The sequence below is a fragment of the Streptacidiphilus jeojiensis genome (genome assembly GCF_042510965.1).
Lineage (GTDB): Bacteria > Actinomycetota > Actinomycetes > Streptomycetales > Streptomycetaceae > Streptacidiphilus > Streptacidiphilus jeojiensis.
Map to the genome: position 1 here is coordinate 399,747 of NZ_JBEUKS010000008.1, position 17,861 is coordinate 417,607.

13 protein-coding genes and 1 pseudogene are annotated in these 17,861 nt (G+C 73.5%); 3 read left to right on the forward strand and 11 right to left on the reverse strand.

Features of this window, described 5'->3' with window-relative positions; translation table 11 throughout:
- Positions 1-31: 31 nt before the first annotated feature.
- From ABUW04_RS24000 to ABUW04_RS24010, 3 genes are all read right to left on the reverse strand, one after another.
- On the reverse strand, positions 32-307 hold the full coding sequence (locus tag ABUW04_RS24000; RefSeq protein ID WP_380566563.1) for a WhiB family transcriptional regulator: 276 nt from the start codon (positions 305-307) through the stop codon (positions 32-34).
- Positions 308-479: 172 nt separating this feature from the next.
- Positions 480-794: a hypothetical protein gene (locus tag ABUW04_RS24005; RefSeq protein WP_157623862.1), complete on the reverse strand. Its 315-nt coding sequence runs from the start codon at positions 792-794 to the stop codon at positions 480-482.
- Between the two features lie 179 nt (positions 795-973).
- On the reverse strand, positions 974-3,259 hold the full coding sequence (locus ABUW04_RS24010) for an ATP-dependent DNA helicase UvrD2 (RefSeq protein WP_380566536.1): 2,286 nt from the start codon (positions 3,257-3,259) through the stop codon (positions 974-976).
- A 138-nt stretch (positions 3,260-3,397) separates the two neighbouring features.
- Here ABUW04_RS24010 and ABUW04_RS24015 point away from each other — a divergent pair, with 138 nt between their 5' ends.
- Positions 3,398-3,640, forward strand: a complete 243-nt coding sequence (locus ABUW04_RS24015) for a mycoredoxin (protein ID WP_030257565.1) — start codon at positions 3,398-3,400, stop codon at positions 3,638-3,640.
- A gap of 78 nt (positions 3,641-3,718) precedes the next feature.
- On the opposite strand, the gene ABUW04_RS24020 is transcribed toward ABUW04_RS24015, so the two are convergent.
- Positions 3,719-4,141, reverse strand: coding sequence for a UTRA domain-containing protein (locus tag ABUW04_RS24020; RefSeq protein WP_030257567.1), 423 nt, complete (start codon positions 4,139-4,141; stop codon positions 3,719-3,721).
- A 153-nt stretch (positions 4,142-4,294) separates the two neighbouring features.
- Positions 4,295-4,504, reverse strand: a pseudogene (locus ABUW04_RS24025) (GntR family transcriptional regulator); the annotation flags it as partial.
- Between the two features lie 177 nt (positions 4,505-4,681).
- Between ABUW04_RS24025 and ABUW04_RS24030 the strand changes: the two are divergent.
- Positions 4,682-5,188 carry an ATP-binding protein gene (locus ABUW04_RS24030; protein WP_380566537.1) on the forward strand — a complete coding sequence of 169 codons (507 nt, stop codon included), beginning with the start codon at positions 4,682-4,684 and terminating at the stop codon, positions 5,186-5,188.
- Positions 5,189-5,254: 66 nt separating this feature from the next.
- Here the strand turns inward: ABUW04_RS24030 and nudC are convergent, their stop codons facing one another.
- Positions 5,255-6,178 carry an NAD(+) diphosphatase gene (gene nudC, locus ABUW04_RS24035; protein WP_232242371.1) on the reverse strand — a complete coding sequence of 308 codons (924 nt, stop codon included), beginning with the start codon at positions 6,176-6,178 and terminating at the stop codon, positions 5,255-5,257.
- Between the two features lie 137 nt (positions 6,179-6,315).
- On the reverse strand, positions 6,316-7,731 hold the full coding sequence (locus ABUW04_RS24040; protein ID WP_380566538.1) for a dipeptidase: 1,416 nt from the start codon (positions 7,729-7,731) through the stop codon (positions 6,316-6,318).
- Positions 7,732-7,870: 139 nt separating this feature from the next.
- On the opposite strand from ABUW04_RS24040, the gene ABUW04_RS24045 reads away from it, so the two are divergent.
- Positions 7,871-8,893, forward strand: coding sequence for an endonuclease/exonuclease/phosphatase family protein (locus ABUW04_RS24045; protein WP_380566539.1), 1,023 nt, complete (start codon positions 7,871-7,873; stop codon positions 8,891-8,893).
- Positions 8,894-8,928: 35 nt separating this feature from the next.
- Here ABUW04_RS24045 and ABUW04_RS24050 read toward each other — a convergent pair whose 3' ends face one another.
- From ABUW04_RS24050 to ABUW04_RS24065, 4 genes are all read right to left on the reverse strand, one after another.
- Positions 8,929-10,101: a PP2C family protein-serine/threonine phosphatase gene (locus tag ABUW04_RS24050; RefSeq protein WP_198037526.1), complete on the reverse strand. Its 1,173-nt coding sequence runs from the start codon at positions 10,099-10,101 to the stop codon at positions 8,929-8,931.
- Positions 10,102-10,304: 203 nt separating this feature from the next.
- Positions 10,305-13,712 carry a UvrD-helicase domain-containing protein gene (locus ABUW04_RS24055; protein WP_380566564.1) on the reverse strand — a complete coding sequence of 1,136 codons (3,408 nt, stop codon included), beginning with the start codon at positions 13,710-13,712 and terminating at the stop codon, positions 10,305-10,307.
- A gap of 25 nt (positions 13,713-13,737) precedes the next feature.
- A complete protein-coding gene (locus tag ABUW04_RS24060; RefSeq protein ID WP_380566540.1) occupies positions 13,738-17,154 on the reverse strand; it encodes an ATP-dependent helicase in 3,417 nt (1,138 codons plus the stop codon).
- 203 nt (positions 17,155-17,357) lie between these two features.
- On the reverse strand, positions 17,358-17,732 hold the full coding sequence (locus ABUW04_RS24065) for an MGMT family protein (RefSeq protein WP_380566541.1): 375 nt from the start codon (positions 17,730-17,732) through the stop codon (positions 17,358-17,360).
- Positions 17,733-17,861 lie beyond the last annotated feature (129 nt).

Consider the following 17,861-nt stretch of genomic DNA (forward strand, 5'->3'; position numbering starts at 1 on the left):
CGCAGAGCGTTCGCGGGGGTGTGCCGGGCGGTCACGCGACGACCTCGTTCTTGCGCGGACGGCCACGGGGCCGCTTCCGGGCGACCACGACGCCCTGGACGAAGAGCTCGCCGCCCCAGACGCCCCAGGGCTCGCGGCGCTCGAGCGCGCCCTGCAGGCAGGACGCCTTGACCGGACAGGTCCCGCAGAGGGACTTGGCGTACTCGACGTCGGCGGGGGTCTCGGCGAAGAAGACCTCGGGGTCGAGCGAGTGGCACGGGATGGGGGCGCCGAGGGTGTCGGCGTCGTCGAACGCGGTGAGCTGCATAGGTGGTACCTCCGGGGGGTGAGCCTGCTCGGTGGGCGAAGCGGTGGGCGCGTACGGGGCGGTCGGGCTGGTCACCGGTGACACGTTGTCCTCTTTCTCGTTGCTCAAAAAACAGAAGGGCCGCGGTTCCCGAGTGGGAATCCGCGGCCCTGGAAGGCGACCTGACACATGATCAGGGTCGATCTCTCCAGGGTTCAGGCCCGCGGAAGGCCTTGCTTGCGTGGTACTGCTGGTGGTTTCCGGCACCCGCTGCATAGACGCGACCGTTATTGGCCTCGACTGCTGCTACGGATGCCGACATCGGTCGCTCATCGCGCATCGTCATCCACGTCGCCAGTCCGCCTTCGACACCGGTGGTGTCGGAGCCGGCGCCAAAGCCACCAAAACCGCCCAGAATCGGGGCAGGGATGGACAGCAGGGCGGCGGGCACGCCAAGGCAGGCGGCGGTCATGGGCCGACCAGTCAGTTTGATCAGGGTTGTCTTCACAATGTCCGCCTCCTCTCGGCGTGCTCGGATCCGGGCGGGCCAGGATCCTCGATGGTCAGTTGTCTTGGTGGTGCGATGGTGCTGTGGTGCGGTGTTACTGGTGGTGCCAGTGGTGCTGGTGACGGCTTCGTTCTCAACCGTCTCCGGCACGCTAGTGTGCTCCGCGCTGCGGGCGCAAACTATTTTTCCGGCGAGTTCTCTCCGGTGTCTTTCTCGTCCCAGAGGTCCGGAATGTCGTCCGATTCGTCTGGTTCTTCCGGCTGCCCCTCAACGGGCGCGGAGGCGTCCGGAGACTCCCCGCGACACAACGACAGCACGGCGGCCCCGTACTTGTCCAGCTTCGCCCGGCCCACTCCTGCGATTCCGGCCAGTTCGGCGACCGATCCGGGGGCGTCCTCGGCGATGGCGACCAGCGTCGCGTCGGTGAAGACGCAGTAGGCCGGGAGGCTCTGCAGCCTGGCCTGCTCGCCGCGCCAGTCGCGGAGCCGCTCGTACAGGCCCTCGTCCAGCTCGGACGGGCAGCCCTCGCAGCGGCGCAGCTTGCGCTCCACCGCCTCGGTGAGCACCCGGCCGCAGACCCGGCACTTCAACGGGGCCCTGTTCCGGCGGACCGCGGCCGGACCGCGCCCGTTGCCGCCTTCGACGATCGACCCGCGGCCGCCGCCGACCCCGCGCGCGGCCCGCGCCGGAGTGCCGGGGCGCAGCCCGTCCAGGAAGCGCGACGGCTGGCGGCTGGCCCGGCCGCCGGGCGAGCGGGCCAGGGCCCAGGACAGGCCGAGGTGCGCCCGGGCCCGGGTCACCCCGACGTAGAGCAGCCGGCGCTCCTCCTCGATCTGCTCGTCGGTCCTGGCGTAGGTGATCGGCAGCATGCCCTCGGTGAGTCCGACCAGGAACACCGCGTCCCACTCCAGACCCTTGGCCGAGTGCAGCGAGGCGAGGGTGACCCCCTCGACGGCCGGGGCGTGCTGGGCCGCGGCCCGGGCGTCGAGCTCGGTGACGTAGGCCGACAGGTCGGCGGGCAGCCCGGCCGCCGACTGGGCCGCCTCGAACTCCTCGCCGAGCCGGACCAGCGCGGCCAGGGACTCCCAGCGCTCGCGCACCGCGCCCGACCCGCTCGGCGGCTGGGCGGTGAAGCCCCGGGTGGAGAGCACCGCACGGACCTGCTCGGCCAGGCTCTCCGGGGCGCCGTCGAGCAGCGGATCGGTGCTGCCCCGGGCCGCGCCGCGGAGCAGCATCCCCGCCTCGCGCACCTCCGGGCGCTCGAAGAAGCGCTCCGCCCCGCGCAGCTGGTAGGCGATGCCGAGGTCGGCAAGGGCCTGCTCGTAGACCGCGGACTGCCCGTTGATCCGGAACAGCACCGCGATCTCGCTGGCCCGCACCCCGGCGGCGAGCAGGGCCTGGACCTTCCTGGCGGTGCCCTCCGCCTCGGCCGGCTCGTCCTGGTACTCGCTGTAGACCGGGTCCGGGCCGGCCTCGCGCTGCGAGACCAGCTCCAGCCGGCCCGCCGCGGCCCGCCCCCTGGCCTGGGCGAGCAGTCCGTTGGCGAGGTGCACCACCTGCGGGGTGGACCGGTAGTCGCGGACCAGCTTCACCACCGTGGCGTCGGGGTGCTTCTCCCGGAAGCCGAGCAGGTAGGACGGGGTGGCGCCGGTGAAGGAGTAGATGGTCTGACTGGCGTCGCCGACCACACAGAGGCTGGAGCGCGGGCCGAGCCAGAGGTCCAGCAACCGCTGCTGCAGCGGCGAGACGTCCTGGTACTCGTCCACCACGAAGTGCTGGTACTGGGCCCTGACCTGCTCGGCGACCTCGGCCCGGTCCTCCAGCACGCCGACCGCGAGCAGCAGCACGTCCTCGAAGTCGATGACGCCGCGGTCCCGCTTCAACTCCTCGTAGACCTTGTAGACCTGGCGGATCTCGGCCGGATCCCGCGGCGCCTCGCGGCCGGCCAGGCGGGCCGCGGCCGGATAGTCCTCGGGGACGGTCTGGGTGACCTTGGCCCACTCGATCTCGCCGGTCAGGTCCCGCAGTTCGGTGCGCTCCAGCCGGAGCCGGCAGCGCGCCGCGGCCTCGGCGACCAGCTGGACCTTGCGCTCCACCAGCCGCGGCAGCTCCCCGCCGACCACCCGCGGCCAGAAGTACTGCAGCTGGCGCAGCGCGGCCGAGTGGAAGGTCCTGGCCTGGACCCCCTCGGCGCCCAGCTGGCGCAGCCGCCCGCGCATCTCCCCGGCCGCCCGCGCGGTGAAGGTGACCGCGAGCACCCGCTGCGGCTGCATCACCCCGCTGCGGACGCCGTAGGCGATCCGGTGGGTGATCGCCCGGGTCTTCCCCGTCCCGGCGCCGGCGAGGACGCACACGGGACCGCTGAGGGCGGTGGCGACGGCACGCTGCTCCGGGTCGAGCCCGGCCAGCACGGCGTCGGCGTCCTGCGGGGGGAAGGGCTGGGCGCCCGGGAGCTGAACCTGCATGCGCCCATCCTCTCAAGTCCTGCCGACGGCCCCGCCCTGTTGTCCACAGGCCCGGTGTGTAGATAGGAAGTGGAATGTTCCACCCGCCGCAGGCGTTGGACGGACGTCTGTCGACCGAATGACGAAGGAGCGACCTCGATGCCCGCCACGATCACCATGTACAGCACCACCTGGTGCGGTTACTGCCGTCGGCTGAAGACCCAGCTCGACCGCGAGGGCATCGGCTACACCGAGGTCAACATCGAGCACGACCCGGACTCGGCCGCCTTCGTCGAGAAGGTCAACGACGGCAACCAGACCGTGCCGACCGTACTCTTCCCGGACGGCTCCGCGCTGACCAACCCCTCGCTGGCCCAGGTCAAGGCCAAGCTCGCGGCCTGAGGCCGCGCCCGGAGACACACCAGCCCCGCCGCGCGGCCGTGCCGCGGCGGGGCTGTTCGCTGCCCGGTGACCGGTCGGCTACTCCCCGGTCCGTCGTCCGAGCGAGTACACCAGGCGGTTGCGGTCGGCGCAGTAGCGGGTCTCGGTCACCCGGATCGGGCCCGACTCGGTGAAGCCGGTCCGCAGCTGCACCAGCAGCGGGACCCCGGGGCCCGCCTGGAACCACTGCGCCTCCTCCGGATTGGGCATCCGCGCGGCCAGTTCGTCCACGCAGCCGATCTCCACATGGCCCGCCGACCCCAGCGCGACCTCGTCGCCGCCCTCGACCGGGTCCGGGTCCATCAGCGCGGTACTGGCGGCGAGGGCGACCGGGTAGTGGCTCTCCTCGATGGACCAGGGTTCGCCGTCCATGTGCCGCAGCACCCGCCGGAGCACCACCGCCTCACCGGCCTTGATCCGCAGCCGATCGGTGATGTCAGTGGTCGCTCGTACGATCAGCATCTGGAAGTCGGCCGTCAGTTTCCGCCCGGCCCGCTCCGCCTCCTGCGCATACGACTGGGAGGGCGGAGTGAGCGGAGTTTCGAACGCCGGATCGACCGGAGCCCGATATGCGTGGTGATCCAGGACCGGATGGTCCTTGAGATAGGTGCCTTTTCCCTGGACCCGGACCAGAAGACCCTCATTGACCAGCACATCAACTGCTAGTCGGACAGTATTACGAGCTACCCCGTATTGATTTTCCAGCTCGCTTTCCACCGGCAGCGGCTCCCCGCCCTGCCACTCTCCGGTCATGATCCGGCGACGCAGATCCGCAGCCAGTCGCTGGTATTTGGGGGCCTGTCCCGGGCCACGAGAAATGTTCACTCAGCGAATGTAGCCATTCGGCTTGCGCGACATCCGAGAAACCAGCCAACATAAGTCAAGATTGGCGTAATACCACTCCATCCAACCACTTGCGTGCTATCCCTATCCATGCCCCGAATGCAGCAATCCGGGGCAGTCCCCAGCCATCAGCCACCTCGCACGGCCGGAGCAGCCACGATGACCAACCGGAGAGCCTGGGCCGCGATCGCCTCCTTCCCTCCCCACCTGCAGAACGTCCGCCACGCCCGGCGGATCACCCGTACCGCACTGGCGGCCTGGGACGCGCACGACCTGGTCGACAGCGCGGAGACGGTGGTCTCCGAACTGGTCACCAACGCCCTGCAGTACGGCCGCGGTCCGGTAGACCTGACGCTGGCGCTGACCGGCCGGCACCTGCGGATCGCCGTCACCGACGAGGGCACGTCGCTGCCGGTGCCCAGGGACGCGGCCGAGGACGCCCAGAGCGGACGCGGACTGGCCATCGTCGGGATGCTGGTCGAGAGCTGGGAGGTGGTGGTCCGGCTCACCGGGAAGACGGTGACCTGCGTCCTCGCCGTGCAGCCGACCGACCCCGACGCGGAGCCGGGCACCGGCGAGGCGGTCCCGGAGTTCGCTCCCGAACCCGCCGTCGTGGGCGGAACCCGGCGACGCCGTGTCCGCCCTTCGGGTGAACACGGCGCCTGAAGCACATCAGGGGCGCGCACCCCTGACTCTCACTACCCCACTAACTGACTACCAGCCACTACCCGACTACCAGCGGGCGGACTCCGGCAACGGGCCGCCGTACCAGAGCTCCACCAGCCGACGGGCGATCGAGATCCCGGAGGGCGGCAGCACCGTGCCGTCCTCCATCCCCGTCCTGAGCTCCTCGCGGCTGAACCAGCGGGCCTCGGAGAGCTCCTCGCCGTCGACGGTGATCTCGGTGCCGCCGTCGCTGTCGTCGGCGCGCCCCATGAAGCCCAGCATCAGGCTGGACGGGAACGGCCAGGGCTGGCTGGCCACGTAGTTCACCGAGTCGGGGTCCACCCGGACCCCGGCCTCCTCGGCGACCTCGCGGGCCACCGCCTGCTCCAGCGACTCGCCCGGCTCCACGAAGCCGGCCAGGGTCGAGTAGCGCCCCTCCGGCCACAGCGCCTGACGGCCCAGCAGGGCCCGGTCCTGCCCGTCGGTGATCATCATGATCACCGCCGGGTCGGTGCGCGGGTAGTGCTCGTGCGCGCAGGAGGTGCAGCGCCGCACGTGCCCGGCCAGCGCCGGGACGGTGGGGTGCCCGCAGCGTGAGCAGAAGCGGTGCGAGCGGTGCCAGTTCTCCAGCGCCACGGCGTGCACCAGCAGTCCCGCGTCCCGGTCCGCCAGCAGCGCGCCGACCTCGCGCAGGCCCGCGGTACGGGCGTCGCCGTCCAGCCGTCCGGGCAGCGTGCCGCCGGTCAGCGCGACCGCGAAGTAGGCCGTGCCGTCCCCGTCGACGCCCAGGAAGTAGCGCTCGCCGCCCTCCGGTGCCTCGAAGCTGGGCAGCAGCACCAGTTCGGTGCCCTGCTCGGTGTCCATCACGAACGCCTGGCCCTCGGCGACCGCCAGCACCTTGGTGTCCGGGTGGCTCCAGGCCGCCGCCAGCCAGGGTTCGTCCTGGCGGTGCTCGGCGGCACGGTCGACCCCGGCCCTGGACAGCGCCAGCGGCGGGTACGCGTCCGGCCGTCCCTGCTGCTCGGTCCCCGCCTTCTCCTGCACGGTCACGTGGTACCCATCTCCCCGATCATCACTGCTCACCATGGTGTTCCAACCACTGCGACTTATTCCGCCGGCGGTACAAGTCAGGAAGTCCCGGCCGGGTTCCAGTGCTCCGCGAGATCGCCCCAGAGGTAGGCCGAGGTCTCCACGCCCTTGGCGAGGAGGTCGAGCTCGACCTTCTCGTTGACCGAGTGCCAGCCGTCCGAGGGGACCGAGATCCCCAGGAACAGCACCGGGGCGCCGAGCACGTCCTGCAAATCGGCCGCAGGTCCGGACCCACCCTCACGGGTGAACCTGATCTTCTGTTCGAAAGCGCGCCCCATGGAGCGGACCACCGACTGCAGCGCCGGGTGGTCCAGCGGCGTCAGGCAGGGGCGGGTGGTCCCGGTGAAGGTGATGCTGTGCCGGATACCGGCCGGCAGCCGGTCGGCCACCCAGTCCGCCACGGCCTGCCGCACCCGCTCCACGTCCTGCCCGGCGACCAGCCGGAAGGACAGCTTGAGGTGCGCCTCGGCCGGGACGATGGTCTTGCCGCCCGGTCCGGTGTAGCCGCCGTAGACCCCGTTGACCTCGGCGGTCGGCCTGGCCCAGATCCGCTCCAGCGTGCTGAACCCCTTCTCCCCCAGGGTGGCCCGGGACTTCGCCACCCCCAGCCACTCCGACTCGTCGAACGGCAGCTCGGCGAAGAGCCCGCGCTCCTCCGCGGTCAGCTCGACCACGCCGTCGTAGAAGCCCGGGACGGCCACCCGCCGGTCCTCGTCGTGCAGCCCGGCGACCAGGCGTGCGGCCTCGGTGGCCGGGTTGGGCACGGCGCCGCCGAAGGAGCCCGAGTGGATGTCCTGAGCCGGGCCGAACAGGTCGATCTGCAGCTCCACCATGCCGCGCATACCGGTGCAGACGGTCGGGGTGGTCTCGGCCCACATCCCGGTGTCGGAGATCATCACCACGTCCGCCGCCAGCCGGTCGGCACGATCCCGGATCAGCGCGCCGAAGTTCGGCGAGCCCGACTCCTCCTCGCCCTCGATCAGCAGCTTGAGGTTGACCGCGGGGGCGGTGCGCCCGGTCGCCGCCAGATGCGCCCGCACCCCCAGGGTGTGGAAGAAGACCTGGCCCTTGTCGTCGGCGGCGCCCCGGGCGAACATCCGCCCGTCCTGCACCACCGGCTCGAACGGGTCGGTCGCCCAGCCGTCCTCGCGGGCGGCCGGCTGCACGTCGTGGTGCCCGTAGACCAGCACGGTCGGCGCGTCGGCGTCGCCCGAGGGCCACTCGGCGAAGACCGCGGGCAGACCGCCGTCCCGGGTCTCCCACACCTCGGCCACCGGGAAGCCGGTCTCACCGAGCTTCGCGGCGAGCCACTCGGCGGACTGCCGGACCGCGGCGGCCCGGTCCGGGTCGGCGGAGACCGAGGGGATGCGCAGCCAGGCCGCGAGGTCGTCGAGGAAGGCGGTGCGGTGCTCGGCGATGAAGTCGCGGACCGCGCTGTCCGGGAAAGTCGTCATGGGTCGACTCTAGTTCGATCTCCGACCGGGCCCGTCATCGCGCCGGTCGACCGTGGCCACCGTCACGTCCGGCGGCCGGACCCCGGCCTGCGGTCCGGGCCCGCTCGGAGCGGTGGGCCCCAGGCGCTAGGTTCTAGGCGTGAGCCCTCTCCGCATCGCGACCTTCAACCTGCTCCACGGGCAGCCGCTGGACGAGGACGGCAGCCCGCTCCCCCTCCCCGAGGACCCCGGCGCACCCCTCGCCGAGGCCGTCGCCGCCCTCGACGCCGACGTCCTGGCCATGCAGGAGGTCGACCGCTACCAGGAGCGCTCCGGGCTGGTCGACCAGGCGGCCGTCGCCGCCAAGGCGCTGGGGGCCGGCGACTGGCGCTTCGCCGCCGCGCTGCACGGCCGGCCCGCCCCCGGCGCGGGCTGGATCCACGAGAACGCCCCCTCGGACCGGCTGGCCTACGGTCCCGAGGATCTCGACACCGGCGCCGACCTGCCCTCGTACGGGACGGCGCTGATCACCCGGCTGCCGGTGCACCACTGGCGGGCCCGGCGCTTCGCCCCGGCACCGTTCGGCCTGCCGCTCCGGGTCGCCGGGCGGCGCGGGCTGATCCCGGTGCCGGACGAGCCGAGGGCCGCGCTGGCCGCCGTCCTGGAGGGCAGCCACGGTCCGTTCACCGTGGTCGCGGCGCACCTGTCGTTCGTCCCGGGCTGGAACATGGGCCAGCTCGCCGGCATCCGCCGCTGGATCTCCGACCTGCCGGCGCCCTACCTGCTGCTGGGCGACTTCAACCTGATCGGCCCGGTGCCCCGCACCGTCCTCGGCGGGGCCGCGATCGTCGACGGCCTGGGCCGCGAGCGCTGGCGCCGGGACGGGGTGCCGCGCCGGGAGCACGGACGGGAGGCCCGCGAGGCCAGGCGGATCCAGCGCCGGCTGCGGGTCCGCCGGGGCGTGCAGCTGCGACCGCGCCCGGCGACGGCGCTGCCGCAGCGGGCGCTGCTGCAGGGCTGGCGCGACCTGGCCAGGACGCCGACCTATCCGGCGCACCGGCCCTCGGTGCAGTTCGACCACGTGCTCGCGGTCGGGGTGCCGCGCAGCGCCGTGCTCGGCAGCGACGCCCCGGCGCTGGGGCTCTCGGACCACCGCCCGCTGCTGGTACGGGTGGACCTCTGAGCTGCGGCTCCTGAGCTGCGACTGCTGACGTCCGGTCAGTGTCCGTAGGTCCGTTGGGAGGTGCGGCCGCGCGGGTGGCCGACGAAGCCGAACCGCCCCGGGTGCTGCGGGCGCGCTGCCTGCGCCGTGCCGTCGACCTGCCGCTCGCCGTCGACCTGCGCCGGGACCGGGCCGATCGCCCGCGGGACCGTCGGCGCGTACTGCAGCAGCAGCATGGCGGCGTCGTCGCCGAGCTGACGGCCGACGTGCCGCCGGATGTCCGCGTGCAGCCGCTCCAGCAGTTCGGCCGGGTCGTCGGCGACGGCGACCGCCGGCAGCCGGTCGACCAGGGGGTAGAAGGTGCCCCAGCGGTCGCGGGCCTCGATCACCCCGTCGGTGAACAGCAGGATCCGGTCACCGTCGTGCAGCGGGAGCTCCAGCACCGGCGGGTCGACCTCCCCCGGCTCCAGCACGCCCAGCGGCGGGACCGGGGTGACCGGGTCCAGCGCCCGCACCGGCGCGCCGGTGCGCAGCAGCAGCGGGGCCGGGTGGCCGCAGTTGACGATCTCGACGACCTGGTCGGGACGGACGCTGACCAGCACCAGGGTGACGAACTCCTCCTCGGTGCCCTCGTGGTCGTTCTCGTGCAGGGCGCGGTGCAGGCTGTCGGCGAGCCAGGCGGCGACCCGGTCCAGGGCCGGCTCCTGGTGCGCCGCCTCCCGGAAGGCACCCAGCACGGCGGCGGCCGTCTCGACCGCCCCCAGCCCCTTGCCGCGCACGTCGCCGATCACGGCGCGGACGCCGTAGCGGGTCTGCACCACCTCGTAGAGGTCGCCGCCGATCCTGGCGTGGGCCGCGGCCGCCGCGTAGTGCACCGCGGTGCGCATCGGGCCGACCCGGGGCGGGATGGAGCGCAGCAGCACCCGCTGGGCGACCTCGGAGACCAGCCGGGCGTCGGCCAGCGCCTGCTCCTGACGGTTGCGCAGCAGCACGCTGGTGGAGCCGATCGCGGCGATCAGGATCACCGCGAAGACGCTCGCGGAGTGCACCGACTGGCTCAGGGTGCCGTCCGCCGCGGCCAGCCCGAAGGCCGCGGCGACGGTGACCCCGCCCACCGCGAGCGGGTACCAGGTGCGGCTGCTGACGACGGCGGCGAGGGCCGGGCCTGCGGTGAGCGCGGGTTCGAAAGTGACGTCGGGGTTTCCGCTGGCACGGTCGAGTGCGATCACCAGGGCAATGCCGAGGAAGGGCAGCACCAATATGGCGCGGCTCCAATTGGTCAGACGGCGAAACCTTCCGGCGGCACTCAACGTCATTATCTCCTGCGGGCACGGAGGATCTGATCACTTGTTTACAGTGAGCTGGAGCGGGGCTGGAGTTGACCGGTTCTGACTCCACATTAGGCACGAAAAGGACATGCTGCACAGCCCTTTCACAAATCTTCCGTGGCTCCCCCACCCATGGACAGCCCATTTGGAGTAATGCCGCTCATCAGAGCCTCCAGTTCCGGCCGTCCCGGCAGTGACTCCGGTCGCACCACGCTGCCGCTGCGAACGTACAGAAATGCGGCGGAGACCTGTTCGAGCGGGGTGCCGGTGGATTCGGCCCAGGCCAGCCGGTAGACGGCGAGCTGGAGCGGATCGGCGGTCTCGCGCTGGTTGGTCTTCCAGTCGACCACGTCGAAACCGCCGTCCGCGGTCCGGTAGACCGCGTCGATTCGGCCGCGCACCACCCTTCCCGCGAGAAGCAACTGGAACGGCGCCTCCACCCGGTACGGGGTCGCGGTCGCATAGGGGGTGCGCAGGAAAGCCTCTTTCAGCCGGGCCAGATCCCGCTCGTCCTCGATTCCGTCGTCGTCGGCGCCGGGGAGGTCGTCCTCGCCGAGCAGCATCAGCGGTTCGAACCGCGACTCCACCCAGGCGTGGAACCGGGTGCCCCGGCGGGCGGCCGGCTGCGGCGGTCGCGGCATCGGACGGGCCAGTTCGCGGGCGAAGCCGTCCGGATCGGCGGCCAGCCGCAGCACCTGGGAGGCGGTGAGCGCGGCCGGCAGCGGGACGTCGCGGACCCGGGCACGGGCCCGCAGCAGCTCGCCGCTGAGCGCTTCCAGGTCGCGGTCCCAGGCGGCGACCAGCCGCTGGTCCTCGGGGGCCAGCCCGGCGCCGGGGGCGGGGGCGGCCTGGCGCTCGGCCCCGTACTCCTCCTCGTACATGGGGTCCCACTCGGGCTCGGGCTCCCAGCCGTCCGGCTCCGGGGGCTCCGGCTCGGGCTCAGGCTCGGCCGCCGCCGTGGCCAGGCCGGCCAGGACCCGCAGCCCGGCCTCGCGGCGGGCCGCCTGGGCGGCGCCGTCCAGCGGCAGCGGCCAGGGGTGCTCGGCGGTACGGGTCAGCGAGGGGTTCTCGGCGTCCTCCTCCGGGGCCTCGGCCCAGGCCTCGATCTCCCCGCCGGTACCGCCCTCGCAGTACTCGCGCAGCTCCTCCAGGAACGGCGAGGGCCCCCTGCGCCGCTTCTGGGTCGGCCCCCACCAGTGCCCGGAGGCGAGCAGCAGGTTGCGCGGCCGGGTGAAGGCGACGTACCCGAGCCGCAGTTCCTCGGTGGCGGCGTGCTCCTTCATCTCCGCGGTGAACGCCTTCATCCCGGCGGCGGTCCACGGCGGCGTGCCCGGCAGGGTCGCGCCGTCGCCGCGCAGCTCGTGCGGCAGGGCCTCGGCCCGGCTGGTCCACCGCTCCCGCCCCTTCTCCCCCGGGAAGACCCCCTTGACCAGACCGGGAACGGCGACGACATCCCACTCCAGGCCCTTGGAGCGGTGCGCGGTGAGCACCTTCACGGTGTCGTCCCCGCCCGGCAGCGAGTTGTCCAGGCCCCGGTCGTACTCCTGGGCCGCGCGCAGGAAGCCGAGGAAGGCCGAGAGCGAGGGGTCGCCGTCCAGGTCGGCGAAGCCGGCGGCGACGTCCAGGAAGGCGTTCAGGGTCTCCTTGCGCCGGGCGGCCAGCGCATGCGGCGAGGCCGACAGCTCGACCTCCAGGCCGGTCACGGACAGCACCCGGTGCAGCACGTCCATCAGCGGCTCGGCCAGTGAGCGGCGCAGATCGCGTATCTCGGCGGCGATCCGGGCGAAGCGGGCCCGGGCCTCCTCGGAGAACGGCAGCTCCGGCGCCCCCTCGCGGTCGCCGCGGTCGGCGCGCAGAAAGGTCTCCAGCGCGTCGGCCAGGGAGACCACCTCGGTCGGGTCGGTGCCGGCGACGGCGCCGGCCAGCCGGTCCTGCTCGTCGGCGCCGCCGACCCGGACCAGGTCGGCGGCGAGCCGGCCGAGCAGGGCCAGGTCCCGCGGGCCGATCCGCCAGCGCGGGCCGACCAGCAGCCGGACCAGGGCCGCGTTGGCGGTCGGGTCCTGGAGCACCTCGCAGACCGAGACCAGGTCGGCGACCTCGGGCAGGTTCAGCAGCCCGGACAGGCCGACCACCTCCACCGGGACGTCCCTGGCCACCAGCGCCGCGTGGATGTCGGGGAACAGCTCCCGGCCGGCCCGGCAGAGCACCGCGATCCGGCCGGGCGCCGTCCCGGTACGCACCAGATGGGCGATGGAGTCGGCGAGCCAGGCGACCTCCTGGTCGTAGGTGTCCAGCAGGGCGCAGCGCAGCAGGCCGTCCCGCTCGGCGCCGGGCGCGGGGCGCAGCGCCTCGACGCCCTCGTGCATCTCGCGGAGCGGCGCGGCCAGGGTGTTGGCGAACTCCAGCAGCCGGCCGCCGCTGCGGCGGTTCTCGCTGAGCGAGTAGCGGGCGGCGGAGACCCCCGAGTCCGACGGGAAGTGCACCGGGAAGTCGTCCAGGTTGGCGACCGAGGCGCCGCGCCAGCCGTAGATCGCCTGGCAGGGGTCGCCGACGGCGGTGACCGGGTGGCCGCCGGCGTAGTGGTCGCTTGCGCCGAAGAGCCCGGCCAGCAGCAGCCGCTGGGCCACCGAGGTGTCCTGGTACTCGTCCAGCAGCACCACCCGGAACTGCTCCCGCAGCAGCCGGCCGACCTCGGGGCGGGTCTGGGCGAGCCGGGCGCAGGCGGCGATCTGGTCGCCGAAGTCCATCAGCCCGGCCTCGGCCTTGCGGCGGCGGTAGCGGACCACCAGGTCCGCCAGCTCCAGCCGGGCGGCGGCGGCCCTGGGGACCTTGCGCAGCTCCTCGTTGGTGATCTTGGCCGTGGCCAGCTCGGCCAGCAGCGCGGTGTCGTACGCCTGGAGCCGGTCCGGTTCGACCAGGTGCTCGGAGAGTTCGCCGTCCAGGGTCAGCAGTTCGGCGATCAGCGTGGAGAAGCCGCTGGTCAGCGCGGGGTAGGGGCCGGGGGCCTGGCGCAGTACCCGGGCCGCCAGCTGGTAGCGGGTGGCGTCGGCGAGCAGTCGGACGTCCGGCTCCAGGCCTATCCGCAGCCCGTGCTCCTTGAGCAGCCGCCCGGCGAAGGAGTGGTAGGTGGAGATCTCCGGCTCACCCAGTACGTCCTCGGCGTCCGCCGGCTCCAGGTCCACCACCCCGGCCTGCACCAGTGCCCGGCGCACCCGCTCGGCCAGCTCGCCGGCGGCCTTGTTGGTGAAGGTCAGCCCCAGCACCTGCTCGGGGCGGACCTGCCCGGTGCCGACCAGCCAGACCACCCGGGCCGCCATCACCGTGGTCTTGCCGGAGCCCGCGCCCGCGACGATCACCGCGGGGGCGAGCGGCGCCGTGACGGCGCGCAGCTGCTCCGCGGTGAAGGGGATGCCGAGCAGCTGCTTGAGCTGCTCGGGACTGCTGAGGGGAGGTTCGGCGGGGTCGGCGGTGCTCGGGCTCACCCCAGGAACGCTATCCGGCCCCACTGACAGCGGACCACCCGCTCGCGAGGCGCCCTCACTCCACCACCTGCCGTCCCTCCGGATGCCCGGAGCAGCTGCGGCGGAAGGAACAGGTGGCGCAGCCGGGCCCGACGGTCGGGGTGAACCGCTCATTGACGATCCGGTCGGCGGCCTCGGCGAGCAGGTCCTCGACCCAGCCGGGGTCACCGGCCAGTGACGCCTGGGCCTGGACCTTGGGCCGGTCCTCCTTGCCCCGGCCGGCCGGCTGCCGCAGCTGCACCAGTTCGGCGCCGCCCGGCTCCGGGCGTTCCCCCTCGAACGCCTCGACGTCGTCCACCGCGCCCTCGGCGACGGCCAGCTGGTAGACCCCGAGCTGGGGGTGGGTCAGCAGTTCGGGTCCGCTGACCACGTGCTTGCCGGTCTTGAAGTCCACCACGAAGGCCGCGCCGGTCTCGGTGTCGCGTTCGACCCGGTCCATGCTGCCGCGGATCCTGATCACATGGTCGCCGACCTTCAGCTCGACCTCGAAGGGGTGCTCGGTGGCCACCGGGACCCGTCCGCGCTCCGCGGCGTGCCAGGTCAGGAAGCGCTCCAGGGCGGCCCGGGCCTCGCCCTTCTCCTGCTCCGACTTCCACGGCGCGTCGAAGGCCAGCGCGTCCCAGACCGTGTCCAGACGCTCCATCAGCACGCCCAGATCGGCCGGGGTGCGCCCGGAGCCCACCTCCTCGGCCAGCACGTGCACCACGTTGCCGAAGCCCTGGGCCCCGCTGGACGCCTGCTCGGCGTGCACCTCACGGCCGAGGAACCACTGCAGCCCGCAGGAGTTCACCTGGTCCAGCGCACTGCCCGACAGCCGCAGCGGCTGCGCGGGATCGCGGACCGGCACGGTGTTCACGGTCGGGTCGGCCATCCCCCACCAGCGCTGCGGATGGGCCGAGGGGACCAGCGGGTAGCCGTCCTCGTCGGTGAGCGCCGCCAGCCGCACCAGCCGCTGCGCCGCCGCCTCGCGCAGGGCGGGGTCGGCGGCCGGGTCCACGGTGGTCGCCCGCAACTCGGCGACCAGGGCCGCGACCGCGAGCGGGCGGCGCGGACGGTGGGTCACGTCCTCGACCCGCACGGCCGGGACCCGGCTGCCGTCCGGACGCTCCCGGTAGAGCTCGCGCAGGAAGCGTGACGGTTCGTCACCGTCCTCGGCCGGGGCCTTCACCGCGGTGACCACCAGCCGCTCCCTGGCCCGGGTGGCGGCGACGTAGAACAGCCGGCGCTCCTCGGCCAGCAGCGCACCGGGGGTCAGCGGCTCGGCGATGCCGCTGCGGCCGATCCGGTCCGCCTCCAGCAGCGAACCGCGGCGCCGCAGGTCGGGCCAGAGCCCCTCCTGCACCCCGGCGACCACGACCAGTCCCCACTCCAGGCCCTTGGCGCGGTGCGCGGTGAGCAGCCGCACCGCGTCCGGCCGAACCGTGCGGCCGGACAGGGTGTCGGCGGCGATGTCCTGCTGCTCCAGTTCGGCCAGGAAGTTGAGCGCGCCGCGCGGACCCTTCACCCGCTCCTCGGCCCGGGCCGCGGTCTCGAACAGGGCGCAGAGCGCGTCCAGGTCGCGGTCGGCGTTGCGGCCCGCCGTGCCGGGGCGCAGCGCGGCCGTCTCCAACCGACGCCGCCAGCGCTCGGAGCCCTCCCACAGCGCCCACAGCGCCTCCTCGGCGGAGGCCCCGCCGGAGATCATCTCCCGTACCTTGCGCAGCAGCTGGCCCAGGTGCAGCGCCCGGCCGGCGAAGGAGCGGTCGTGCGTGACCAGCCGCTCGGGCTCGGCCAGCGCCTCCCGGACCAGCACCTCGGCGGGACGGACCGCCCGCGGCTGGTCCGCCTCCAGGGCGGCCTCCCGGCGGAGCTGGGCGCGCTCCTCCTCGCGCAGCGCCCGACCCAGGCGGCGCAGGTCGGAGCCGTCCAGGCCGCCCAGCGGGCCGGTGAGCAGGGTGTGCGCGACCTCGGTGGTGAGCGGGTCGGCGGCGTAGGGCCCCTCGGGGTCCTCGGGGCCGTCCCGGTCCGCAGCGCCGGTGCGGCGCCGGTCCCTGACCGCGCCGACCGCGCACACCCGCAGTGCGGTGAGCAGCGGGGCCACGGCCGGCTCCAGGTGCAGCGGCAGGTCGTCCCCGTCGATCTCCAGCGGCACCCCGGCGGAGCTCAGCGCCCGCCGGAAGCCGGGGATGGAGCGGCCGCCGGCCCGGACCAGCACGGCCATGTCGCTCCAGGGCACGCCCTGTTCCAGATGGGCGCGGCGGAGCAGGTCGGCGATGTTGTCGATCTCGGAGCCCGGGGTCGGGTAGGTGTAGACCTCGACCCGGCCGCCGGGACGGCTGGGGATCAGCCTGCGGTGCTGCTCCAGCGCCTGCGCCGGGAGCCGACCCATCGGCATCCGCTCGGTGAGGGTGCGGCTCGCCGCCAGCAGCACCTCGCCGGAGCGGCGGGACACCCGGAGCACCTTGATCGCCGCCGGGCTGCCGTCCGCCTGCGGGAAGTCCTGGGGGAAGTCGAGGATGCCGTTGATGTCGGCGCCCCGGAAGGCGTAGATCGACTGGTCCGGGTCGCCGACCGCGACCAGCTCCCGGCCGTCGCCGGCCAGCGCGTGCAGCAGCCGGACCTGGGCCGGGTCGGTGTCCTGGTACTCGTCCACGTAGACCACCCGGTACTGGCGGCGCAGCTGCTCGCGGATCTCGGGGCGCTCGGCCAGCAGCACCGCGCGGTGCACCAGCTCGGCGTAGTCCAGGACGCCGTAGTTGTCGAGGACGTCCAGGTACTGCGCCAGGAAGTCGGCGGCGGCCTGCCAGTCGGGCCGGCCCACCTCGGCGGCGAAGCGGCGCAGCGCGTCCTCGCCCAGCCCCAGCTCACGGGCGCGGGCCAGCACGGCGCGGACCTCGTCGGCGAAGCCCCTGGTGGTCAGACAGGCGCGGAGCTCGTCCGGCCAGCGGATGCCCAGGCCCTCGCGGGCGTCCTCGGCGCCGCCGGCCAGCAGGTCGCGCACCATCACGTCCTGCTCGGGACCGGAGAGCAGCCGGATCGGGTCGGCGAAGAGGTCGGCGTCCTGGTGGGCCCGGACCAGGGCGTAGCAGAACGAGTGGAAGGTGGTGGCCTGCGGGACGGACACCGCGGCCCCGGAACCCGCTGTGCCCGCCGTGCCCGCCGCACCCGCCCGCGCGGTCATCCGGTCGCGCAGCTCGACCGCGGCCTTGCGGCTGAAGGTGAGGACCAGGATCTGCTCCGCCGGAACGCCCTCGGCGACCCGCCGGGTCACCGCCTCCACCAGGGTGGTGGTCTTACCGGTGCCCGGGCCGGCCAGGACCAGCAGCGGCCCGCCCCGGTGGTCCACGACGGCCTGTTGGTAGGCGTCGAGCACGGGGGGCTCGGGCGTGGCGAGCGGGTCGCGCACCAGGCGGTACGCGCCCCCGCGCACCGGGGGGTCGGGCAGGGAGCTCATCGGGCGGTCCAGGGGCAGTACATGCGGGAGGGCAGCGGAAGCCGGGGGCGTGGCTGGTCGGAGTGGCTCGTCCGGTCAGGCGTCCCAGACGTCGTCCGCTACCGCGAGCCTACGATCCTCCACCGTCACTCACGCTGCTGTCCCGGGTTCACGGGAACCTCGACCCGCCGCTCCGAAATTGTCGGACCCCTGTGCTAACGGCCCTACCGCCCGTCCCAGCGGGCCCGGGCGAGGTCCACCCTGGGCAGGTCCTCGGCCGCCGCCGAGCCCCGGGCCGGGCCGCGTCCGCGCACGCTGCGCAACGGCGTGCCCTCCACCCGGTACTGCTCCAGCGCCCGCAGTTCGTGTCCGGGCAGCAGCGCCCCGTCCGCCCGCACCACCCGCCACCAGGGCACGGCACCGCCGTACAGCGCCATCACCCGCCCCACCTGGCGCGGTCCGCCTTCTTCCAGGTACTCGGCGACGTCACCGTAGGTCATCACCCGACCCGTCGGGATGCGCTCGGTCAGCTCCAGCACCCGCTCCGCGAAGGGCGGCAGCTCGGCCGGCTCCACATGCGACTCATGGTCCTCACTCACCTGTCGCATTGTGTCCCATCACACTGAGAGGTCCGACACGTACGGGTGGAGCCGTCCGGGAACCTCCTCGCCCACCCGGGCGGAGGAATGTAGCATCCGCCAGGGACCCGAACCGGGGTACCTGACACC